The following is a 16,263-nucleotide window of genomic DNA, read 5'->3' as shown; positions in this document are numbered from 1 at the left end:
CTCCCAGACCGCGTTGGAGACGCCGAGCCGGCCGAGGTCGTGGAGCAGCCCGGCCCGGCGAAGGGTCTCTCGCTCGGCCTCCGGAAGGCCGGTGATCTGCGCCGCCTCGGCCGCCAGGTTGGCCACTCCTCGCGAGTGGCCCGCGTGGTACGGCGACTTGAGATCGACCAGGTCGGCCATTGCCTCCAGTACATCGTCCAGGTCGGCGCCCGACACGCTTCTGGCCAGTCGAGGCTCAGCGGCCAGCACGCTCTCCCAGGTCGCCGCGGTGGCGAGGTCGTCGAGCACCTCGGCCGAGTGCTGGATGAACAGGTCGGCCAGCTCGGGGTCCCAGTACGACCCGGAATGCCTCCGCGCGGTCGACGCCGCCGCCTGGGGACCGTGTCGCCTCGCCATCACCTCCATCGGCCCGGCGAACTGGACGAGTCGCGACGACAGGCTGATCTCGGGCCCGTGGAGGTGGCGGGGGGTTCCCTTGCCGTCCCATTGCTCGTAGGCCTGCCGAAAGGCGGTGACGGTCACCTCGCCGAGGCCGATCCGCGCGGCGAACTCCGAGCCGAGGGTCGAGTGAGTGGTCAGCCACGACTCGATGGTCCGCTGACCGGTCAGCGGGAAGGCCGCCACGCGTCGTACCCGGTCGAGGGCGGTGCCGTGTGACCCGAGACGGCGCAGCAGGAAGGCCGCCGTCTGCGCGGTACTCATCGAGAACATCTCGTAGCTGTCGCTCTTGAACGAGATGTCGTCGGCGAACCACTGCGCCTGCTCGGAGGCGTCGGCGTGGCAGTAGGCGTTCATCAGCAGGCCGAGGTAGTACGTCGCCTCCCGCTCGCCGGGCTCCACCTGGACCAGGTCCGCGAGCCGCAGAGCGATCACGGTCTGGCGCAGGCAGTGCTCCATCGGTTGCCCGAGGCCAAGATCAGCGGCGTACGACAGGGTCGCCACCAGTTCGGCGATCCGGACACTTTCTCCGTGCTGCCCCGTCATAGCCCGAGTCTGCGCCTTCCGGCCTACGCTGAGGAAGACACCGAAGGCGGGAAGCGATCGGCATGGCTGAAACGAAGCCCACGGCAACGGCTCGCGGAAGGCTACCGGCCGAGTTGACGAGTTTCGTGGGACGGCGCCGCGAGCTGGCCGGTACCAGGCGGCTGCTGGCGAGCAGCCGCCTGCTGACCCTGACCGGAGTGGGTGGGGTCGGCAAGACCCGGCTGGCGATGCGGTTGGGCGCCGAGGTACGGCGGACGTTCGCGGATGGCGTCTGGTTCGTCGAGCTCGCCGCCTTGCACGACCCCGGTCTGCTGGGGCACACCCTGGCAGGGGCACTCGAGCTCAGCCAGGTTTCGGCGAACCCGACGGCCGACCTTGCGGAGTACCTGGAAGACAAGCACCTGTTGCTGGTGCTCGACAACTGTGAGCATCTCGCGGAGGCGTGCGCGGTGCTGGCGAGCAAGCTGCTCGCGGCGGCCCCGCAGCTACGGATCATCGCCACGAGCCGGCACGTGCTCGGTGTCGAAGGCGAGCAGATCTTCCCGGTACCACCGCTGTCCACACCGCCGGAGAACGAGCTGACGGCGGGTGACGCCGGCCGGTACGAGTCGATGGCACTCTTCGCGGATCGTGCGCAGTCCGTGTCGCCGGAGTTCGAGATCGACGCGGCCAACCGCCCGCTGGTGATCGAGCTGTGCCGGCGTCTCGACGGCATACCGCTGGCCCTCGAGCTGGCGGCCGTCTGGATCCGGACGCTGTCACCGGCGCAGATCCTCGACCGGCTCGAGGACCGCTTCCGGCTCCTCGCCACGGGCAAACCAGTCGCGCCGATCAGACAGCAGGCGCTGGATGCCGCGATCGGCTGGAGCTACGACCTTTGCTCGCCGGCCGAACAAGCCCTGTGGGAACGGCTCTCCGTGTTCGCCGGTGGATTCGACCTCGACGGCGCGGAGCAGGTCTGCTCAGGAGACGGCCTCGACCGCGCCGAGGTGCTCGATCTGATCGCCGGCCTGGTGAACAAGTCGATCATCAGCAGGAAGGCGATGACGGATCACACCGTCGCGTGGTACGACATGCTCGGCATCATCAGCCAGTACGGCGTGGAGCGGCTCACCGCGGCGGGCCGGACGCGGGCGCTGCAGGTGAGGCACCGCAACTACTACCGGGCGATGGCCGCGGAGTGGGAAGCAGACTGCTTCAGCCCCCGCCAGGCCGACTGGTTCATCCGGCTGCGCCGCGAGCATGACAACTTCCGGGCCGCGCTGGACTTCTGTCTCGCCGAATCTGCCGAGGCACCAGCGGCATTGGAGATCGCCGCGCCGATCTGGAACTTCTGGTTCGCGGGATTCCTCCGCGAGGGCCACCGCTACCTGGTCCGGGCCCTCGAACTCGCCCCGGAGCCGACGCCTGCCCGGGCGAAGGCGCTCTGGGCAGGCAGCTACCTCGCCATGTTCCTCGGTGAGACCGAGCAGATGGGCCGGCTGCTGGCCGAGTGCGAAGCGCTGACCGAGCGGTTCGACGACGACCTGTTGCGGGCGAGGATCGCGGAGGTCTCGGGCCATGCTCTCAACTACTCCGGCGAGCTCCAGGCCGCAGTGGCAAGGCTTGAGGAGGGCTTGGCGGGCTTCCGTGCCGTCGACGACAAGCTCGGCGAATTCGACGTCCTCATCCTGCTGGCGGCGGCCACCTTCTTCCTCGGTGATCCACGGGTCGAGCAGTTCAGCCGGCAGGCGTTGGCGCTCGCCGACAGCCACGGCGCGGCATCGTCGAAGGCCTATGCGCTGTGGACGGTCGGCATCGTCCAGTGGCGCGACCACGATGATGCCGAGCAGGCCGGTCGATCCTTCCGCGAGGCCATCCGGTTGTGGCTGCCGCTGGACGACCGGACCGGGATCGGCTTCTGCGTCCAGGCGCTCTCCTGGTGTGCGAGCACGGCAGCGCCCAACGAACTTGCTGCCCGGCTGATGGGCGCCTCCCGGGCGGTCTGGCGGTCGAGTGGCGCGCATGTCGACGAGACCACGCCGTACAGCCGGTTCGACGAACAGTCCCAGCAGCGCATCCGGGCAGTGGTGGGCGATGCCGCCTTCGGGCTGGCCTTCGAGCAGGGTGCGGCGTACTCGTTCGAGCAGGCGGTGTCGCTCGCCCTCGGCAAGGAGACGGAGCGTGCTGGCACCGCGAGTCCCAGCCGGGCCGGCGGCCTGACCCGCCGGGAACACGAGATCGCCGAACTTCTCAGCGAAGGGCTGAGCAACAAGGAGATCGCCGCCCGGCTCGTGATCGGCCAACGCACCGCCGAGACCCACGTCGAGCACATTCTCGGCAAGCTCGGGTTCACCTCCAGGGCGCAGGTCGCCCGCTGGATCGCCGAACAACGCACTGACTGACGGGCATGGGCACGCTCCCACGTCCGTAGACAAACCCGTAGGTCTACGGATGCCCAGAGTGGCCGGCACCCGGGATCGTTGCGCTGACAACGTCGGACAGATCGTGACGAGGCTCCCTATGCACACCGAACCGAGCGCCGGCCCAGGGTGGTGGCGGAACGCCGTGATCTATCAGGTCTACGTGCGCAGCTTCCACGATGCCGACGGCGACGGCATCGGCGACCTGGGCGGCGTCCGGGCCAGGTTGCCCTATCTGCGGAGCCTCGGTGTCGACGGGCTCTGGCTCAACCCCTTCTTCCCGTCGCCGCAGCACGATCACGGGTACGACGTGTCCGACTACTGCGCGGTGCACCCGGACTACGGAACCATCGACACCTTCGACCGGCTGGTCCGCGACGCTCACCGGCTGAACCTCAAGGTCATGATCGACGTCGTCCCCAACCACTGCTCGATCGAGCACCCCTGGTTCGCCGAGGCGCTGGCCGCCGGACCCGGCAGTCCGGAACGGGCCCGGTTCCACTTCGCCGACGGCAGCGGCCGCGATGGCGAGCTGCCGCCGAACAACTGGCGCTCCATCTTCGGCGGGTCCGCCTGGCGCCGCGTGCCGGATGGCCAGTGGTACCTGCACACGTTCGCCGCGGAGCAGGCCGACTTCAACTGGCGCCATCCCGACGTCGCGGCGTACTTCGAGCAGGTACTCCGCTTCTGGTTCGACCGTGGCGTCGACGGGTTGCGGATCGACGTCGCGCACGGCCTCCACAAGCGCGATGGCCTGCCCGACCACGAGCACGCCGGGCACGATGAGCTCACCGGCGATCCGGTCAATCCCCACGCCTGGAACCAGCCCGAGGTGCACGATGTGTGGCGAAGCTGGCGAGCGATCGCGGAGGAGTACACCGCCCGGACCGGCCGGGAGCGGGTGCTGGTCGGTGAGGTCGGCGTGCTGGACGCGGAGCAGGTCGCGCAGTACCAGCGTCCGGACGAGCTGCACCAGAACTTCTTCTTCGAGTTCCTCCGCGCCGATTTCGACGACCGGACGCTGTCGGACGTGATCGACCGTGGCCTGGGGACTATCGCCGCCTCCGGTTCCGCCGTCGCCTGGGTGCTCAACAACCACGACATGCCGCGGTCCGTCACCCGGTACGCCGGTGGTGCGCCCGGCGCCGGCCCTGGAGACGTCGAGCTCGGACTCACCCGGGCCCGGGCGGCCGCGTTGCTGATGCTCGCCCTGCCGGGATCCGCGTACCTCTACCAGGGAGAGGAGCTGGGCCTGCCGGAGGTCACCGATCTGCCGGAGGAGGTACTGGCGGATCCGATGTTCCACCGCAGCAATGGCGTACGGCGCGGCCGGGACGGCTGCCGGGTCCCCCTGCCCTGGGCGACCGCAGAGGATCATTTCGGGTTCTCGGCGAGTGGTACCGCCTCGACACCGTGGCTGCCACAGCCCGACTGGTTCGCCCACCACGCTGTCGACCGCCTGCTCGAATCCGGTCAGTCGATGTTGCACCTGTATCGCGAGGCCCTCGCCCTGCGGCGCCTGATTCCCGCGCTTTCCTCGAACGACTTCCGCTGGCTGCTGACCGAGCCGGGCGTACTGGCCTTCACCCGGGGCGATGGGTTCGCCTGTGTCGTCAACTGCTCGTCGAGGCCGGTCTGTACTCCGGTTGACGGCGACCTGGTGCACGCCAGCGACCCGGAAGCGGGGGAGAAGCTCCCGCCCAACAGCACCGCCTGGTTCCTGCTGAGGGATCGCTGAAGACCGGCGGACCTGGCGGGCTGTGAAACCCCCTGCCTCGGCCCCGGGTCCGCCGCTCCACCCTCTCCGCCACCTCCGGGCGGAGAGGGTGGAGCATCTCTCGAACGACGCGAACTGGTGTGCTGGTGGTTCGGTCCACGACCGGATATCGGGCGGCCGGTCGAGGTGTCGGGATGGCGGTTCGGGGACTGTCGGTGGGGCCGCATATGGTGGGGCAGTTCCACTAACTCACGCCTCTGGGAGGTCTGCGAAGACATGGCGTCCAGCGACAGTTTCGTGCATCTACACGTGCACACCGAGTACTCGATGCTGGACGGCGCCGCGCGGATCGACGAGTTGTTCAAAACGGCCCAGGAGATGGGTCAGCCGGCCATCGCGACCACCGACCACGGCTTCGTCTTCGGGGCGTACGAGTTCTGGAAGACCGCGAAGAAGTACGACGTGAAGCCGATCATCGGCGTCGAGGCGTACCTGACGCCGCACACCCACCGCAGCGAGCGCAAGCGGGTCAAGTGGGGCGACGCGAACTCGGGTCGCGACGACGTCTCGGGCAGCGGTGCGTACACGCACATGACGCTGCTGGCGAAGAACACCGGCGGCATGCACAACCTGTTCCGGATGTCGTCGCTGGCCAGCCTCGAGGGCTACTACTTCAAGCCCCGGATGGACCGCGAGCTGCTGCAGACCTACGGCAAGGGCCTGATCGCGACCACCGGCTGCCCGTCCGGCGAGGTGCAGACCCGGCTCCGGCTCGGGCAGTACGACGAGGCCATCAAGGCGGCCGCGGAGTTCCGCGACATCTTCGGCAAAGAGAACTACTACTGCGAGCTGATGGACCACGGGCTCGGCATCGAGCGCGACATCCAGGGCGACCTGCTGCGGCTGGCCAAGGAGCTCGGCCTGCCGCTGGTCGCCACCAACGACCTGCACTACACCAAGCCCGAGGACTCGGTCGCGCACGCGGCGCTGCTGTGCGTGCAGTCCGGCTCGACGCTGTCCGACCCGAACCGGTTCAAGTTCGACGCGAACGAGTTCTACGTGAAGACCGCCGCCGAGATGCGCGAGGTCTGGAAGGACTACCCGGAGGCCTGCGACAACACGCTGCTGATCGCCGAGCAGTGCGACGTGAGCTTCACCGAGGGCGAGGGCCGGTTCATGCCGCGCTTCCCCTGCCCCGACGGGCACAACGAGGAGTCCTGGTTCGTCGCCGAGGTCGAGACCGGCCTGCACAAGCGGTACCCGGCCGGGGTCCCCGACCACGTGCGCAAGCAGGCGGAGTACGAGATCGAGGTGATCACCTCGAAGGGGTACGCCGGCTACTTCCTGGTCGTCGCCGACTTCATCAACTGGGCCAAGGAGAACGGCATCCGGGTCGGTCCCGGCCGTGGTTCCGGCGCCGGGTCGATGTGCGCGTACGCGATGCGGATCACCGACCTCGACCCGCTCCAGCACGGCCTGATCTTCGAGCGCTTCCTCAACCCGGAACGCATGTCGATGCCCGACTTCGACATCGACTTCGACGACCGTCGCCGCCCCGAGGTGATCCGGTACGTCACCGAGAAGTACGGCGACGACCGGGTCGCGATGATCGTCACGTACGGCACGATCAAGGCCAAGCAGGCGATCAAGGACGCCGGCCGGGTGCTCGACTACCCGTTCGCGATGGGCGACCGGATCACCAAGGCGATGCCGCCGGCCGTGATGGGCAAGGACGTGCCGCTGTCCGGCATCTTCGACCCGCAGCACAAGCGGTACTCCGAGGCCGGCGAGTTCCGCCAGCTGTACGAGGCCGACGCCGACGTCCGCAAGATCGTCGACACCGCCCGTGGCCTGGAGAACCTGAAGCGCCAGTGGGGCGTGCATGCGGCCGGCGTGATCATGTCCAGCGAGCCGCTGATCGACCTGATCCCGATCATGCGCCGCGACCAGGACGGCCAGATCATCACCCAGTTCGACTACCCGAGCTGCGAGACGCTCGGCCTGGTCAAGATGGACTTCCTGGGTCTGCGCAACCTGACGATCATGGACGACGCGGTCAAGAACGTGGAGGCCAGCCGCGGGATCAAGCTGGACCTGGACGCGCTCGGCCGCAGCCTGGACGACAAGCCGACCTTCGAGCTGCTCGGCCGCGGTGACACGCTCGGCGTCTTCCAGTTCGACGGCGGCCCGATGCGGGCGCTGCTGCGGCTGATGAAGCCGGACAACTTCGAGGACATCTCCGCCGTCGGCGCGCTCTACCGGCCCGGCCCGATGGGCGCCAACAGCCACACCAACTACGCGCTCCGGAAAAACAAGCAGCAGGAGATCAGCTACCCGCACGACGAGCTCGCGGTCGCGCTGGAGCCGATCCTCGGTACGACGTACGGGCTGATCGTCTACCAAGAGCAAGTCATGGCGATCGCCCAGCAGCTGGCCGGCTACACGCTCGGCAAGGCGGACCTGCTCCGCCGGGCGATGGGCAAGAAGAAGCGCGAGGTGCTCGACGCGGAGTACGTCGGCTTCTCCGAGGGCATGAAGGCGAACGGCTTCTCGGCCCAGTCGATCAAGGCGCTCTGGGACGTCCTGGTCCCGTTCTCCGACTACGCGTTCAACAAGGCGCACTCGGCGGCGTACGGGCTGGTCTCGTACTGGACCGCGTACCTGAAGGCGAACTTCCCCGCGGAGTACATGGCGGCTGTTCTGACGTCCGTGAAGGACGACAAGGACAAGATGGCCATCTACCTGAACGAGTGCCGCCGGATGGGCATCAAGGTGCTGCCGCCGGACGTGAACGAGTCCGACTCCGACTTCACCCCGGTCGGCACCGACATCCGCTTCGGCATGTCCGGGATCCGCAACGTCGGTGTCAACGTGGTGGCCGAGATCGTCGCCGCCCGCCAGACCGAGGGGCGGTTCACCGACTTCGTCGACTTCATCGACAAGGTGCCGCTGCCGGTCTGCAACAAGCGGGTGATCGAGTCGCTGGCCAAGGCCGGTTCGTTCGACTCGATGGGCCACGCCCGGCGCGCGGTCGTCGCGGTGCACGAGCAGGCCGTCGACGAGGCGATCGACCTCAAGCGGAACGAGGCACACGGGCAGTTCGACCTGTTCTCGATGGGTGACGACGACGAGACCGAGGCCGACGGCAACAGCCGGCTGACCGTCCGGGTGCCCGAGATCGAGGAGTGGGACAAGGCCACCAAGCTCGCCCACGAGCGGGACATGCTCGGCCTGTACGTCTCCGACCACCCGCTGTTCGGGGTCGAGCACGTGCTCACCAACGGCACCGACTGCACGATCGGTCAGCTGCTCGCCGACGAGGACCGGCCGGACGGCAGCCGGGTGACGATCGGCGGCCTGGTCACCGCGGTCCAGCGCAAGGTGAACAAGCGCGGCGACATCTACGCGATCGTCACGATCGAGGACCTCGAAGGTTCGATCGAGGTGATGATGTTCTCCTCGGCGTACCAGTTGCACGCGCACCTGCTGAGCAACGACGCGATCATCTTGATGAAGGGCCGGATCCGCCGGCGCGAGGACCGGGTCGAGCTGAGCGGTGACGAGGTCTCCGTGCCCGACCTGACCCAGGGGCCGAGCGGCCCGGTGGTGATCACGATGCCGGTCAACCGGTGCACGCCGCCGGTGGTCGACCAGCTCCGCGACGTACTGCAGTCGCACCCGGGCATGACCGAGGTGCAGTTGCGGTTGCAGGCGCGGCAGAAGACGACGGTGATGCGGATCGGCGACCGGTTCCGGGTGACGCCGACCTCGTCGCTGATGGCGGACCTGAAGGCGTTGCTGGGCCCGTCGTGCCTGGCCGGCTAGCGGGACCTGCAACACTGGCGGCGTGAGTCAGCCAGTGGACAACCCGAACAGCCCGCTTGGTGGGCCTCCCGCCTATGGGCCCAGCTACGGTCAGCCGTTCGGACAGCATCAGTTCGGTACGCCGGTAGTGGTCGAAGAACCCAGGTTGCCGTGGAGCCGGGCGATCGCGGTGACGATCGGCGTGTTCCTCGTCGCCGGTGCGATCGCGGGGTGGGCGTGGCAGCAGTTCTCGCCGCTCGCGCAGTACACGGTGGACGAGAACGGCGGGTCGCTCGGCGAGGAGCAGATGACGAAGGTCTTCGGCCCCGACGGCACCTTCACCGCGATCGGGTTCCTGGCCGCGCTGGTGCTGGGCGCGTTGCTGTTCTGGTGGTTGCGCAACTACGGTCCGTGGGCGGTCGGCATCGTCGTGCTCGGTTCGGCGCTCGGCTCCGGGGTCGCCTGGGGAGTCGGGATGCTGCTCGGGCATGACCCGTTGCAGGCGCGGCTGGAGACGGCCAAGCCGGGGGATCTGCTGGATGCTCCGCTGGAGCTGCACACGTGGACGCCGTTGGCCGCGTGGCTGGTGGGCGCGGCGCTCGCGGCGGCCATCATCGCCGCCTCGACCTGGCGTGCGGATCCTGTTGCAACCGGATCGGTATCTGGCGCGTCAGAATCGTCACCGCAGGTGCATTAGCCTGTTTCGGCCGGTGGTGAGGCTACCGGCGACGTGAGGGGGGCATATGTCTGACGACACCAATCCGCCGACCGGCGGGCACCACCAGGGTGCCGCTGGCGGTCCGCAGGGCCCGTACAGCGGCCAGCCGCAGCACAATCCGTACGCTCCGCAAGGCCAGCAGCCAGGCTATAGCGGCCCACCGCCGCAGGGCGCGCCCTACGGCGGGTCGCAGCCGGGCCAGCCAGGACAGCCGCCGCAGGGCCAGCAGTACGGCCAGCAGCCGGCGCAGGGCCAGCCGTTCCCGCAGTACGGCCAGCAGCCGCAGGGACCGCAGTACGGCGCAGGGCAGCCGCAGCCGGGGCAGTACGGGCAGCAGCCGCCTCAGGGACAGCAGTTGTGGCCGCAGCCTGGGTCGCCGGACTACCCGCAGCAGGGGTACGGCGGCGGCGGACAACCGCCGTACGGGTCGCCGGAGACCATGCAGTGGCAGCCTGAGCCGAAGAAGCGCGGCAAGCTGATCCCGCTGATCGCGGGCGTCGCTGTCGTCGCGGTAGTCGCCGGGGGTGGCATCTTCGCGTACGGCAAGCTTGCCGGCGGAGGCCAGCCGGCGGACGTGCTCCCGGGCAACGCCGTCGCCTACGCGCGGGTCGACCTGAACCCGTCGGCCGGCCAGAAGGTCGCCGCCGTCCGGTTCATGCTCAAGTTCCCGTCCGCCAAGGACAAGATCGGCCTGACCAGCGACAAGGACGATCTGCGCCAGAAGCTGTTCGACCTGATCAAGAAGGACTCCGACGACGAGCTGGCCGACGTCGACTTCGACAAGGACATCAAGCCGTGGCTGGGTGACCGCGCGGGTGCCGCCGCGGTCCCGGGCAAGGACGGCGAGGAGCCGGACGCGATCGTCGCCGTCGAGGTGAAGAACGAGGACAAGGCCAACGCCGGGCTGGACAAGCTGTTCGCCAAGGAGGACAAGAAGCCGGGCCGGGTGTTCACCGACGGCTACGTGCTGCTGTCCGAGGACCAGGCGACCGTCGACGCGGCCGTTGCCGCCAGCAAGGACAGCCCGCTGTCCGAGAACGCCACCTTCAAGGCCGACATGGACGCGCTCGGCGAGCAGGGCTTCGTCTCGATGTGGGCGGACATGAAGGGCCTGTCGGCGCTGGCGCCCAAGGAGTTCGCCTCGCAGACCGCGTTGCCGGAGGGAAGCGCGGCCGCGGCGCTGCGGTTCGATTCGCAGTACGTCGAGCTGAAGGGCATCGCCCGCGGCGACAAGTCGCTCAAGGTCAACTCGGCCACCGCCGGTGACCAGATCGCCAAGCTGCCCGACACAACGGCCGGCGCGCTGACGTTGTCCGACGGTGCGAACCTGGTCGACACGGTCTGGAAGCAGCTGGAGAAGTCCGGCGCGGACCTCAACCTGCCGGAGCTGACGAAGGGCTTCACCGAGGAGTACGGGCTGGTCCTGCCGGACGACCTGAAGCCGCTGCTGGGCAAGAACCTGTCGGTCGCGATCGACAAGGACAGCAGCAACGGCCCGAAGATCGCCGCCCGGATCGAGACCGACCCGGCCAAGGCCGAGGCGGTGGTCGACAAGGTGACCGACCTGATCCAGAGCCACTCGCCGGTGGGGGAGATCCCGATCAAGAAGGCGAAGGACGACAAGACGCTCGTCCTCGCCACCGATCAGGACTACGCCGACCAGGTGCTCAAGGGCGGCAACCTCGGCCAGTCCGACAGCTTCAAGCAGGCGGTGCCGGACACGTCCGGCGCGGTTCTGGTCGGCTACGTCGACTTCGCCGCGATCGGCTCGCTGGACGAGGAGATCGGCCGCGACAAGGACTACGCCGCCCTCCGCTCCGCCGGCCTCACCAGCCGCGTCACCGGCGACGGCCAAGGGGAATTCACCCTGCGGGTCGTAGCCAAGTAGTTCAACCGCACAAACCCGGACAGCCACCAAGGCTGTCCGGGCTTTGCCGTCCAACGACCCCTCGGACCAGGCACCCTTGCCACGTGGAGACAACCAATCACCGCCCGCGACCGGTCACCTCGTACGGCGTGGAAATGCTTGGTACCTGGCCGACCAAGCTCTACGGCCTGGCGGTTGAAGGACAGCCCGACCCTGTACTGCTGCAGGCCGCACGCATGTTCGCAGCCACAACCCTGCCACCCGAGTCCGACGGCCGGGCCGCGTTCGTCATCGCCCACCGCGCCCGCCCAGCCAACTTCATACTCGTCTATTGGTGGAGCAGCGACGTGGATCTCTGCCTGGCGTACTTCCGCTCGGCACTGGACCGACCGACCGCCATCACCCCCATGCCGGCATTCTCGACCGGCTGCGTCTGGGAGCTGGCTCTTGCCGAGCACGAGCGGGCTGCTTGGGTCCGGCACCTGCTCACCGGCACGCCAGACCTCGCCGCCTACCTCAACGAAGTACCGCCGGCAGAGGTCAGTTGATCACGCGGAACCGCAGGTTGGTGGACCGGCCGACCTGCTTGCTCGAGATGGGCTCCAGCGCAACGGCCGGGCCGGTACTGCGGTACAGCGGCACGCCCTGGCCGAGCAGGATGGGGGAGACGTGGATGAAGAGCTCGTCGAGCAGCCCGGCCTCGATGCATTGGGCGGCGACCGTCCCGCCGAGGACCAGCAGGTCCTTGCCGCCCGCCGCATCGAGCGCGGTCTTGACGACCGGCCGGATGTCGCCGCTCACGAACGTGTAGGCCGGGTTCGTCTCGTTGGCCGGTGGGTTGTGGGTGAGGACGAAGATCGGTCCGGTGTAGGCGCCGCCGTACAGCTCGCTGCCGGCTTGCCTGCCGATCTCGTACCCGTTCCGCCCGGCCAGCGCCGCGCCGGATGTCTTGGCCACCGCCATCCCCTCGTCCTGCGGCCCGACCGGCGCCTGCGCCATCCAGGCCATCGAGTGCTCCGGGCCGGCGATGAAACCGTCGAGGGACATCGTCACGTGGTACAGGACTTTCGCCATCGATCTGCCTCCTTGGTGTGGTTTGACCATGAAGACGAGCGAGCCGGCGAAAACTCATCGGTGGATCGTGTCGAAATCTGTCGGGCGGCCTCTACCTAGGGGTAAAGATACCTAGGAGGGACCCGAAATGCAGCACATCACCGCAGTCCGGACCGTCGCGATCCCCGTTGCCGACCAGGACCGGGCGCTGGAGTTCTACGAGCGGAAGTTGGGCTTCGAGAAGCTGATGGATGCGCCGCTGCCACAGCTCGGTGGCCGTTGGCTCGTCGTCGGGCTGCCGGGCGGGCCTACCTCCGTCGCGTTGCTGCAGAGCGCCGCGGTCGGCGTTGACACGGGCATTCGGTTGGGCACGACGGACGCCGCGGCCGCCCACGCGGCGCTCACCGGGCAGGGTGTGGAGACGAGCGAGCTGATCTCCTGGCCGGGCGTACCGCCGATGTTCACTTTCGTCGACCAGGACGGCAACCGGCTCTACCTGGCCCAGGAGTAATACCCTGCAGGTATCAGGAGGTGGCGTATGGACGTCGATCTGCGCAAGGTCCGGTACTTCGTCGCGGTGGCCGAGGAGCTGCATTTCGGCCGCGCGGCGGAGCGGTTGCACATCGCCCAGCCGGTGCTGTCGCGGCAGATCCGGGCGCTGGAGGACGAGCTCAAGGTCCAGCTGTTCGTCCGTACCAAGCGGGCGACCGAGCTGACCGAGGCCGGCCGGCAGTTGCTGGAGGACGGCCGCCCGTTGCTCGCCGCCGCCGAGGCGGCCCGGGTCCGGGTGGTCCGGGCCGCGCGGCCGGCGGGCACCTTCACGATCGGGTTCATGCCGGGCATCACCGTGACGACGGCGGTGCGCGCGTTCACCGCGCGGTACCCGGAGCTGACGATCGAGCTGCTCCGGACGTCGTGGCACGACCAGGTCGAGGTACTCCGAGACGGCCGCGCCGACGTCAGCATCGTTCGGCTGCCGATCGACCAGCAGGGCTTGACGGTCCGCCCGTTGTTCGAGGAGTCGCGGGTCGTCATGCTGCCGATCGACCATCGGCTCGCGGGCAAACCGTCGTTGCGGATCAGCGATCTTGCCGACGAGCACCTGCTGCAGGACCCGGACGCCGTACCGGAGTGGCGCGACATCGCGGTCGAGCTCCGGGAACGGCGGCCAGGTCGGGTACCGGTCTTCCACAACGTCGAGGAGAAGCTCGAACACGTTGCTGCTGGCAACGGAATCTCGGTGCTGCCGCTCTCCACCGCAAGCTTCTACACCCGACCGGACGTGGTCGCGGTGCCGATCGAGGACATCGGCCCCAACCACGTCTGCCTGGCCTGGAGCGCCGGGCGACGGGCCCGAACCATTCATGACTTCGCGGAGATCGTGATCGGACTCACCCGGAGCACCTGATGAGCTATCAGCAGGACCCACGCGTCGACGAGTACATCGACAAGCTGCCCGACTGGCAGCAGGAGATCTGCCACCGCGTGCGCGACCTCGTGCACGCGGCCGACCCCAAAGTCGAGGAGACGATCAAGCGCACGGTCCAGCCGTACTTCGTGCTGCAGGGCAACGTCTGCGCCCTGCTGGCCGCCAAGACGCACGTGAACATCTTCCTCTACGACGGCGCGATCGTCCCCGACCCGGAAGGCATCATCACCGGCGGCCACGACAACAAGACCGCCCGAATGATCTCGATCCACGAAGACGAACCGATCAACGAGCCGGCCCTCACCGCGATGCTCCGCCAGATCATCGCCAACAACCGCGCAGGCGGCTGGCGCAAACTGAAGAACTGATGACCCCGGAGCGCGAGACGATCACCTGATGGGGAGAACTGGGGTGGTGCTGGCGGTCGCAGTAGCTCTGCTGGCGAATGGCTGCTCGGCGGACGGCGATGCCTCGCCGACGCCGAACTCGACCTTCACGGACACCGCCGGTCAGATGTTGCCCGACCCGGCGGCGACCGTGCTCGATCCAGGCAAGGCGGCTGCGCTGGAGGCAGTACTGGCGAGGGTGATCAGCGATCCGACGACCGAGTCAGGTTCCCGCGGCGTCACCGCCGCCGTGGTGACCGACAAATGGATCTGGTCGGGCGCAGCCGGCAAGGACGCGGCCGGTATCGCGCTCACACCGCAGACGAGCATGGGCGTCGCGAGCATCACGAAGACGTTCGTCGCATCGGAGGTCATGCTGCTCGCGCAGGCCAAGAAGCTCGACCTCGACGCCCCGCTGTCGAAGTACGTGAAACACAAACTCACCGCGAACAACGCGACCGTCCGGCAACACCTCGGCATGCGCTCCGGCGTACCGAACTATCGAGCCGACGACTACGCCAAGCTGGATGTCGCGATCAAGGCGGCGCCCGGCAAGCACTGGACGCCGGAGCAGGCGTTGTCCTACGACACCGCCGAGCCGACCAAGCCTGACGTCGCTTACGACTACAGCAATCCCAGCTATGTCCTGCTCGGCATGCTGATCGAGAAGGTGACCGGCGAACCGCTCGCGACCGTGCTCAACCGCGACCTGGCCAAGCGTGCCGGGCTGGAGCGCGCCGCCTTCCAGGATGGCCAGAAGCCGGCGGCTCCAGTCGCTGAGGATCGCAATCCGGTCTGCGGCAAGGCCGTCGACGGGTACACGCCGTGCCGCGCTATCGCGAGCCTGTCCGCCGCCAACGCGGGCCTCGCCGCCGATGCGCCGACCGTGGCCCGGTGGGGTTACGAGTTGTACGGCAATCGCGTAGTACCGGCTGAGCTGGTCAAGCAGATGACGACCGGTGACGGCGAGTACGGCCTCGGGACGATGCTGTTCTCGGAGATCTACGGGATCGGTACTGCGTACGGGCACCGCGGCGAGATGCCCGACTACTCCAGTCTGCTCGTCACTGTCCCGTCCCGCAAGGTCTCCGTCGCCGTGCTCCTTGCTGATGGCAACAAACGCCCCGAGGGAGTGGTCACCGAGCTGATCACCGCTCTGCAGCCCCTGCTCGGCAGCTGAAGAAGAGGACCTGGGCGGCCTCCTTCCAGACCGGCGTGGTGCCGACCGGCTCGGCCGTCCGCTCGATCTGCAGGCCTGAACCCACGAGGGTGTTGACGTAGGTGGACAGCGTCCGGTGGTAGGAGATTCGCGGCAGGATCTCCCAGCGGGTCGGGCTGTTGTGCGGGCCTTCTTCGAAGTACCGGCCGGCGATCCGGCGGTAGGTGCCTTCGACGTGGTCGATCAGCTCGCCGTGGGCGGGTGGCTTGTAGCAGGGGTGGATGATCGACGCCACGAACCATCCACCAGGCTTGAGGATCCGGGCGATCGATCGCAGGGCCGGATCGAGTTCGGGGATGTCCATCAGCGCCATGTAGCAGACCGCGCCGTCGAACGAAGCGTCGGCGAGCGGCTGGAGGTCGTGCGCGTCGCCGTGGACGTACTCGATCCCGCGCGGGGTCTGCTGTTCGAGCGACCGGGCATGGGCCAGCAGCGGCGCGGAGGCGTCGATGCCGACCACCTCAGCGCCGAGATCCGCCAGCCGGCGCGCCTCCCGGCCCTGCCCGCAAGCGACCGCCGCGACCCGTTGGCCGCGGGGGTCGCCCACCAGTTCGTCGAAAGTCGGGTCGTCGAGACCGGCGCCGTCGGGGTCGATGGTCGCGTGGTAGGCGTCGGCCAGGTGGTCGTACGAACTCGTCAGGTTGCTCATGTCTCGTCCAACGGAGAGGCCGCCGGATGAGTTTC

Annotated in this window: 12 protein-coding genes and 1 pseudogene; 10 read left to right on the top strand and 3 right to left on the bottom strand. The window is 68.3% G+C overall.

Going from position 1 to position 16,263, the window contains the following annotated elements; translation table 11 throughout:
• Nucleotides 1-24: 24 nt before the first annotated feature.
• Nucleotides 25-180 (bottom strand): annotated as a pseudogene (locus ACIA12_RS10380) (HD domain-containing protein); the annotation flags it as partial.
• An 866-nt stretch (nucleotides 181-1,046) separates the two neighbouring features.
• On the opposite strand from ACIA12_RS10380, the gene ACIA12_RS10375 reads away from it, so the two are divergent.
• The 6 genes from ACIA12_RS10375 to ACIA12_RS10350 all read left to right on the top strand — a co-directional run bounded on the left by ACIA12_RS10375 (nucleotide 1,047) and on the right by ACIA12_RS10350 (nucleotide 12,040).
• Entirely contained in the window at nucleotides 1,047-3,368 is a 2,322-nt protein-coding gene (locus ACIA12_RS10375) for an ATP-binding protein (protein ID WP_396366626.1), read from the top strand.
• A gap of 118 nt (nucleotides 3,369-3,486) precedes the next feature.
• Entirely contained in the window at nucleotides 3,487-5,124 is a 1,638-nt protein-coding gene (locus ACIA12_RS10370; RefSeq protein WP_396366625.1) for an alpha-amylase family glycosyl hydrolase, read from the top strand.
• Between the two features lie 255 nt (nucleotides 5,125-5,379).
• The gene (dnaE, locus tag ACIA12_RS10365; RefSeq protein ID WP_396366624.1) at nucleotides 5,380-8,928 is read left to right on the top strand and encodes a DNA polymerase III subunit alpha; all 3,549 of its coding nucleotides are present in this window, start codon (nucleotides 5,380-5,382) and stop codon (nucleotides 8,926-8,928) included.
• Between the two features lie 22 nt (nucleotides 8,929-8,950).
• Complete coding sequence (locus tag ACIA12_RS10360) at nucleotides 8,951-9,604, top strand: hypothetical protein (protein ID WP_396366623.1); 654 nt, start codon at nucleotides 8,951-8,953, stop codon at nucleotides 9,602-9,604.
• 46 nt (nucleotides 9,605-9,650) lie between these two features.
• Nucleotides 9,651-11,513 carry a DUF3352 domain-containing protein gene (locus ACIA12_RS10355; RefSeq protein ID WP_396366622.1) on the top strand — a complete coding sequence of 621 codons (1,863 nt, stop codon included), beginning with the start codon at nucleotides 9,651-9,653 and terminating at the stop codon, nucleotides 11,511-11,513.
• Between the two features lie 83 nt (nucleotides 11,514-11,596).
• Nucleotides 11,597-12,040, top strand: a complete 444-nt coding sequence (locus ACIA12_RS10350; RefSeq protein WP_396366621.1) for a hypothetical protein — start codon at nucleotides 11,597-11,599, stop codon at nucleotides 12,038-12,040.
• Here the strand turns inward: ACIA12_RS10350 and ACIA12_RS10345 are convergent.
• Nucleotides 12,033-12,566 (bottom strand): dihydrofolate reductase family protein, encoded by a 534-nt coding sequence (locus ACIA12_RS10345; protein ID WP_396366620.1) that lies wholly within the window; start codon nucleotides 12,564-12,566, stop codon nucleotides 12,033-12,035. The two genes, ACIA12_RS10350 and ACIA12_RS10345, sit on opposite strands and share 8 nt — an antisense overlap.
• A gap of 127 nt (nucleotides 12,567-12,693) precedes the next feature.
• On the opposite strand from ACIA12_RS10345, the gene ACIA12_RS10340 reads away from it, so the two are divergent.
• From ACIA12_RS10340 to ACIA12_RS10325, 4 genes are read left to right on the top strand one after another with little or no spacing between them, the layout of a single operon-like run.
• Nucleotides 12,694-13,056 (top strand): VOC family protein, encoded by a 363-nt coding sequence (locus ACIA12_RS10340; RefSeq protein WP_396366619.1) that lies wholly within the window; start codon nucleotides 12,694-12,696, stop codon nucleotides 13,054-13,056.
• 27 nt (nucleotides 13,057-13,083) lie between these two features.
• The gene (locus ACIA12_RS10335; RefSeq protein ID WP_396366618.1) at nucleotides 13,084-13,953 is read left to right on the top strand and encodes a LysR family transcriptional regulator; all 870 of its coding nucleotides are present in this window, start codon (nucleotides 13,084-13,086) and stop codon (nucleotides 13,951-13,953) included.
• Nucleotides 13,953-14,342, top strand: coding sequence for a DUF1801 domain-containing protein (locus tag ACIA12_RS10330; RefSeq protein ID WP_396366617.1), 390 nt, complete (start codon nucleotides 13,953-13,955; stop codon nucleotides 14,340-14,342). Before ACIA12_RS10335 ends, ACIA12_RS10330 begins: the two co-directional genes overlap by 1 nt.
• A 28-nt stretch (nucleotides 14,343-14,370) precedes the next feature.
• Nucleotides 14,371-15,540 carry a serine hydrolase domain-containing protein gene (locus ACIA12_RS10325; protein WP_396366616.1) on the top strand — a complete coding sequence of 390 codons (1,170 nt, stop codon included), beginning with the start codon at nucleotides 14,371-14,373 and terminating at the stop codon, nucleotides 15,538-15,540.
• Here the strand turns inward: ACIA12_RS10325 and ACIA12_RS10320 are convergent.
• Nucleotides 15,509-16,228 (bottom strand): class I SAM-dependent methyltransferase, encoded by a 720-nt coding sequence (locus ACIA12_RS10320; protein ID WP_396366615.1) that lies wholly within the window; start codon nucleotides 16,226-16,228, stop codon nucleotides 15,509-15,511. The two genes, ACIA12_RS10325 and ACIA12_RS10320, sit on opposite strands and share 32 nt — an antisense overlap.
• Nucleotides 16,229-16,263: the final 35 nt, after the last annotated feature.

The sequence above is a fragment of the Kribbella sp. NPDC051620 genome (assembly GCF_044453825.1).
Taxonomy (GTDB): domain Bacteria; phylum Actinomycetota; class Actinomycetes; order Propionibacteriales; family Kribbellaceae; genus Kribbella.
This window is presented reverse-complemented; position numbering and strand designations above follow the sequence as displayed.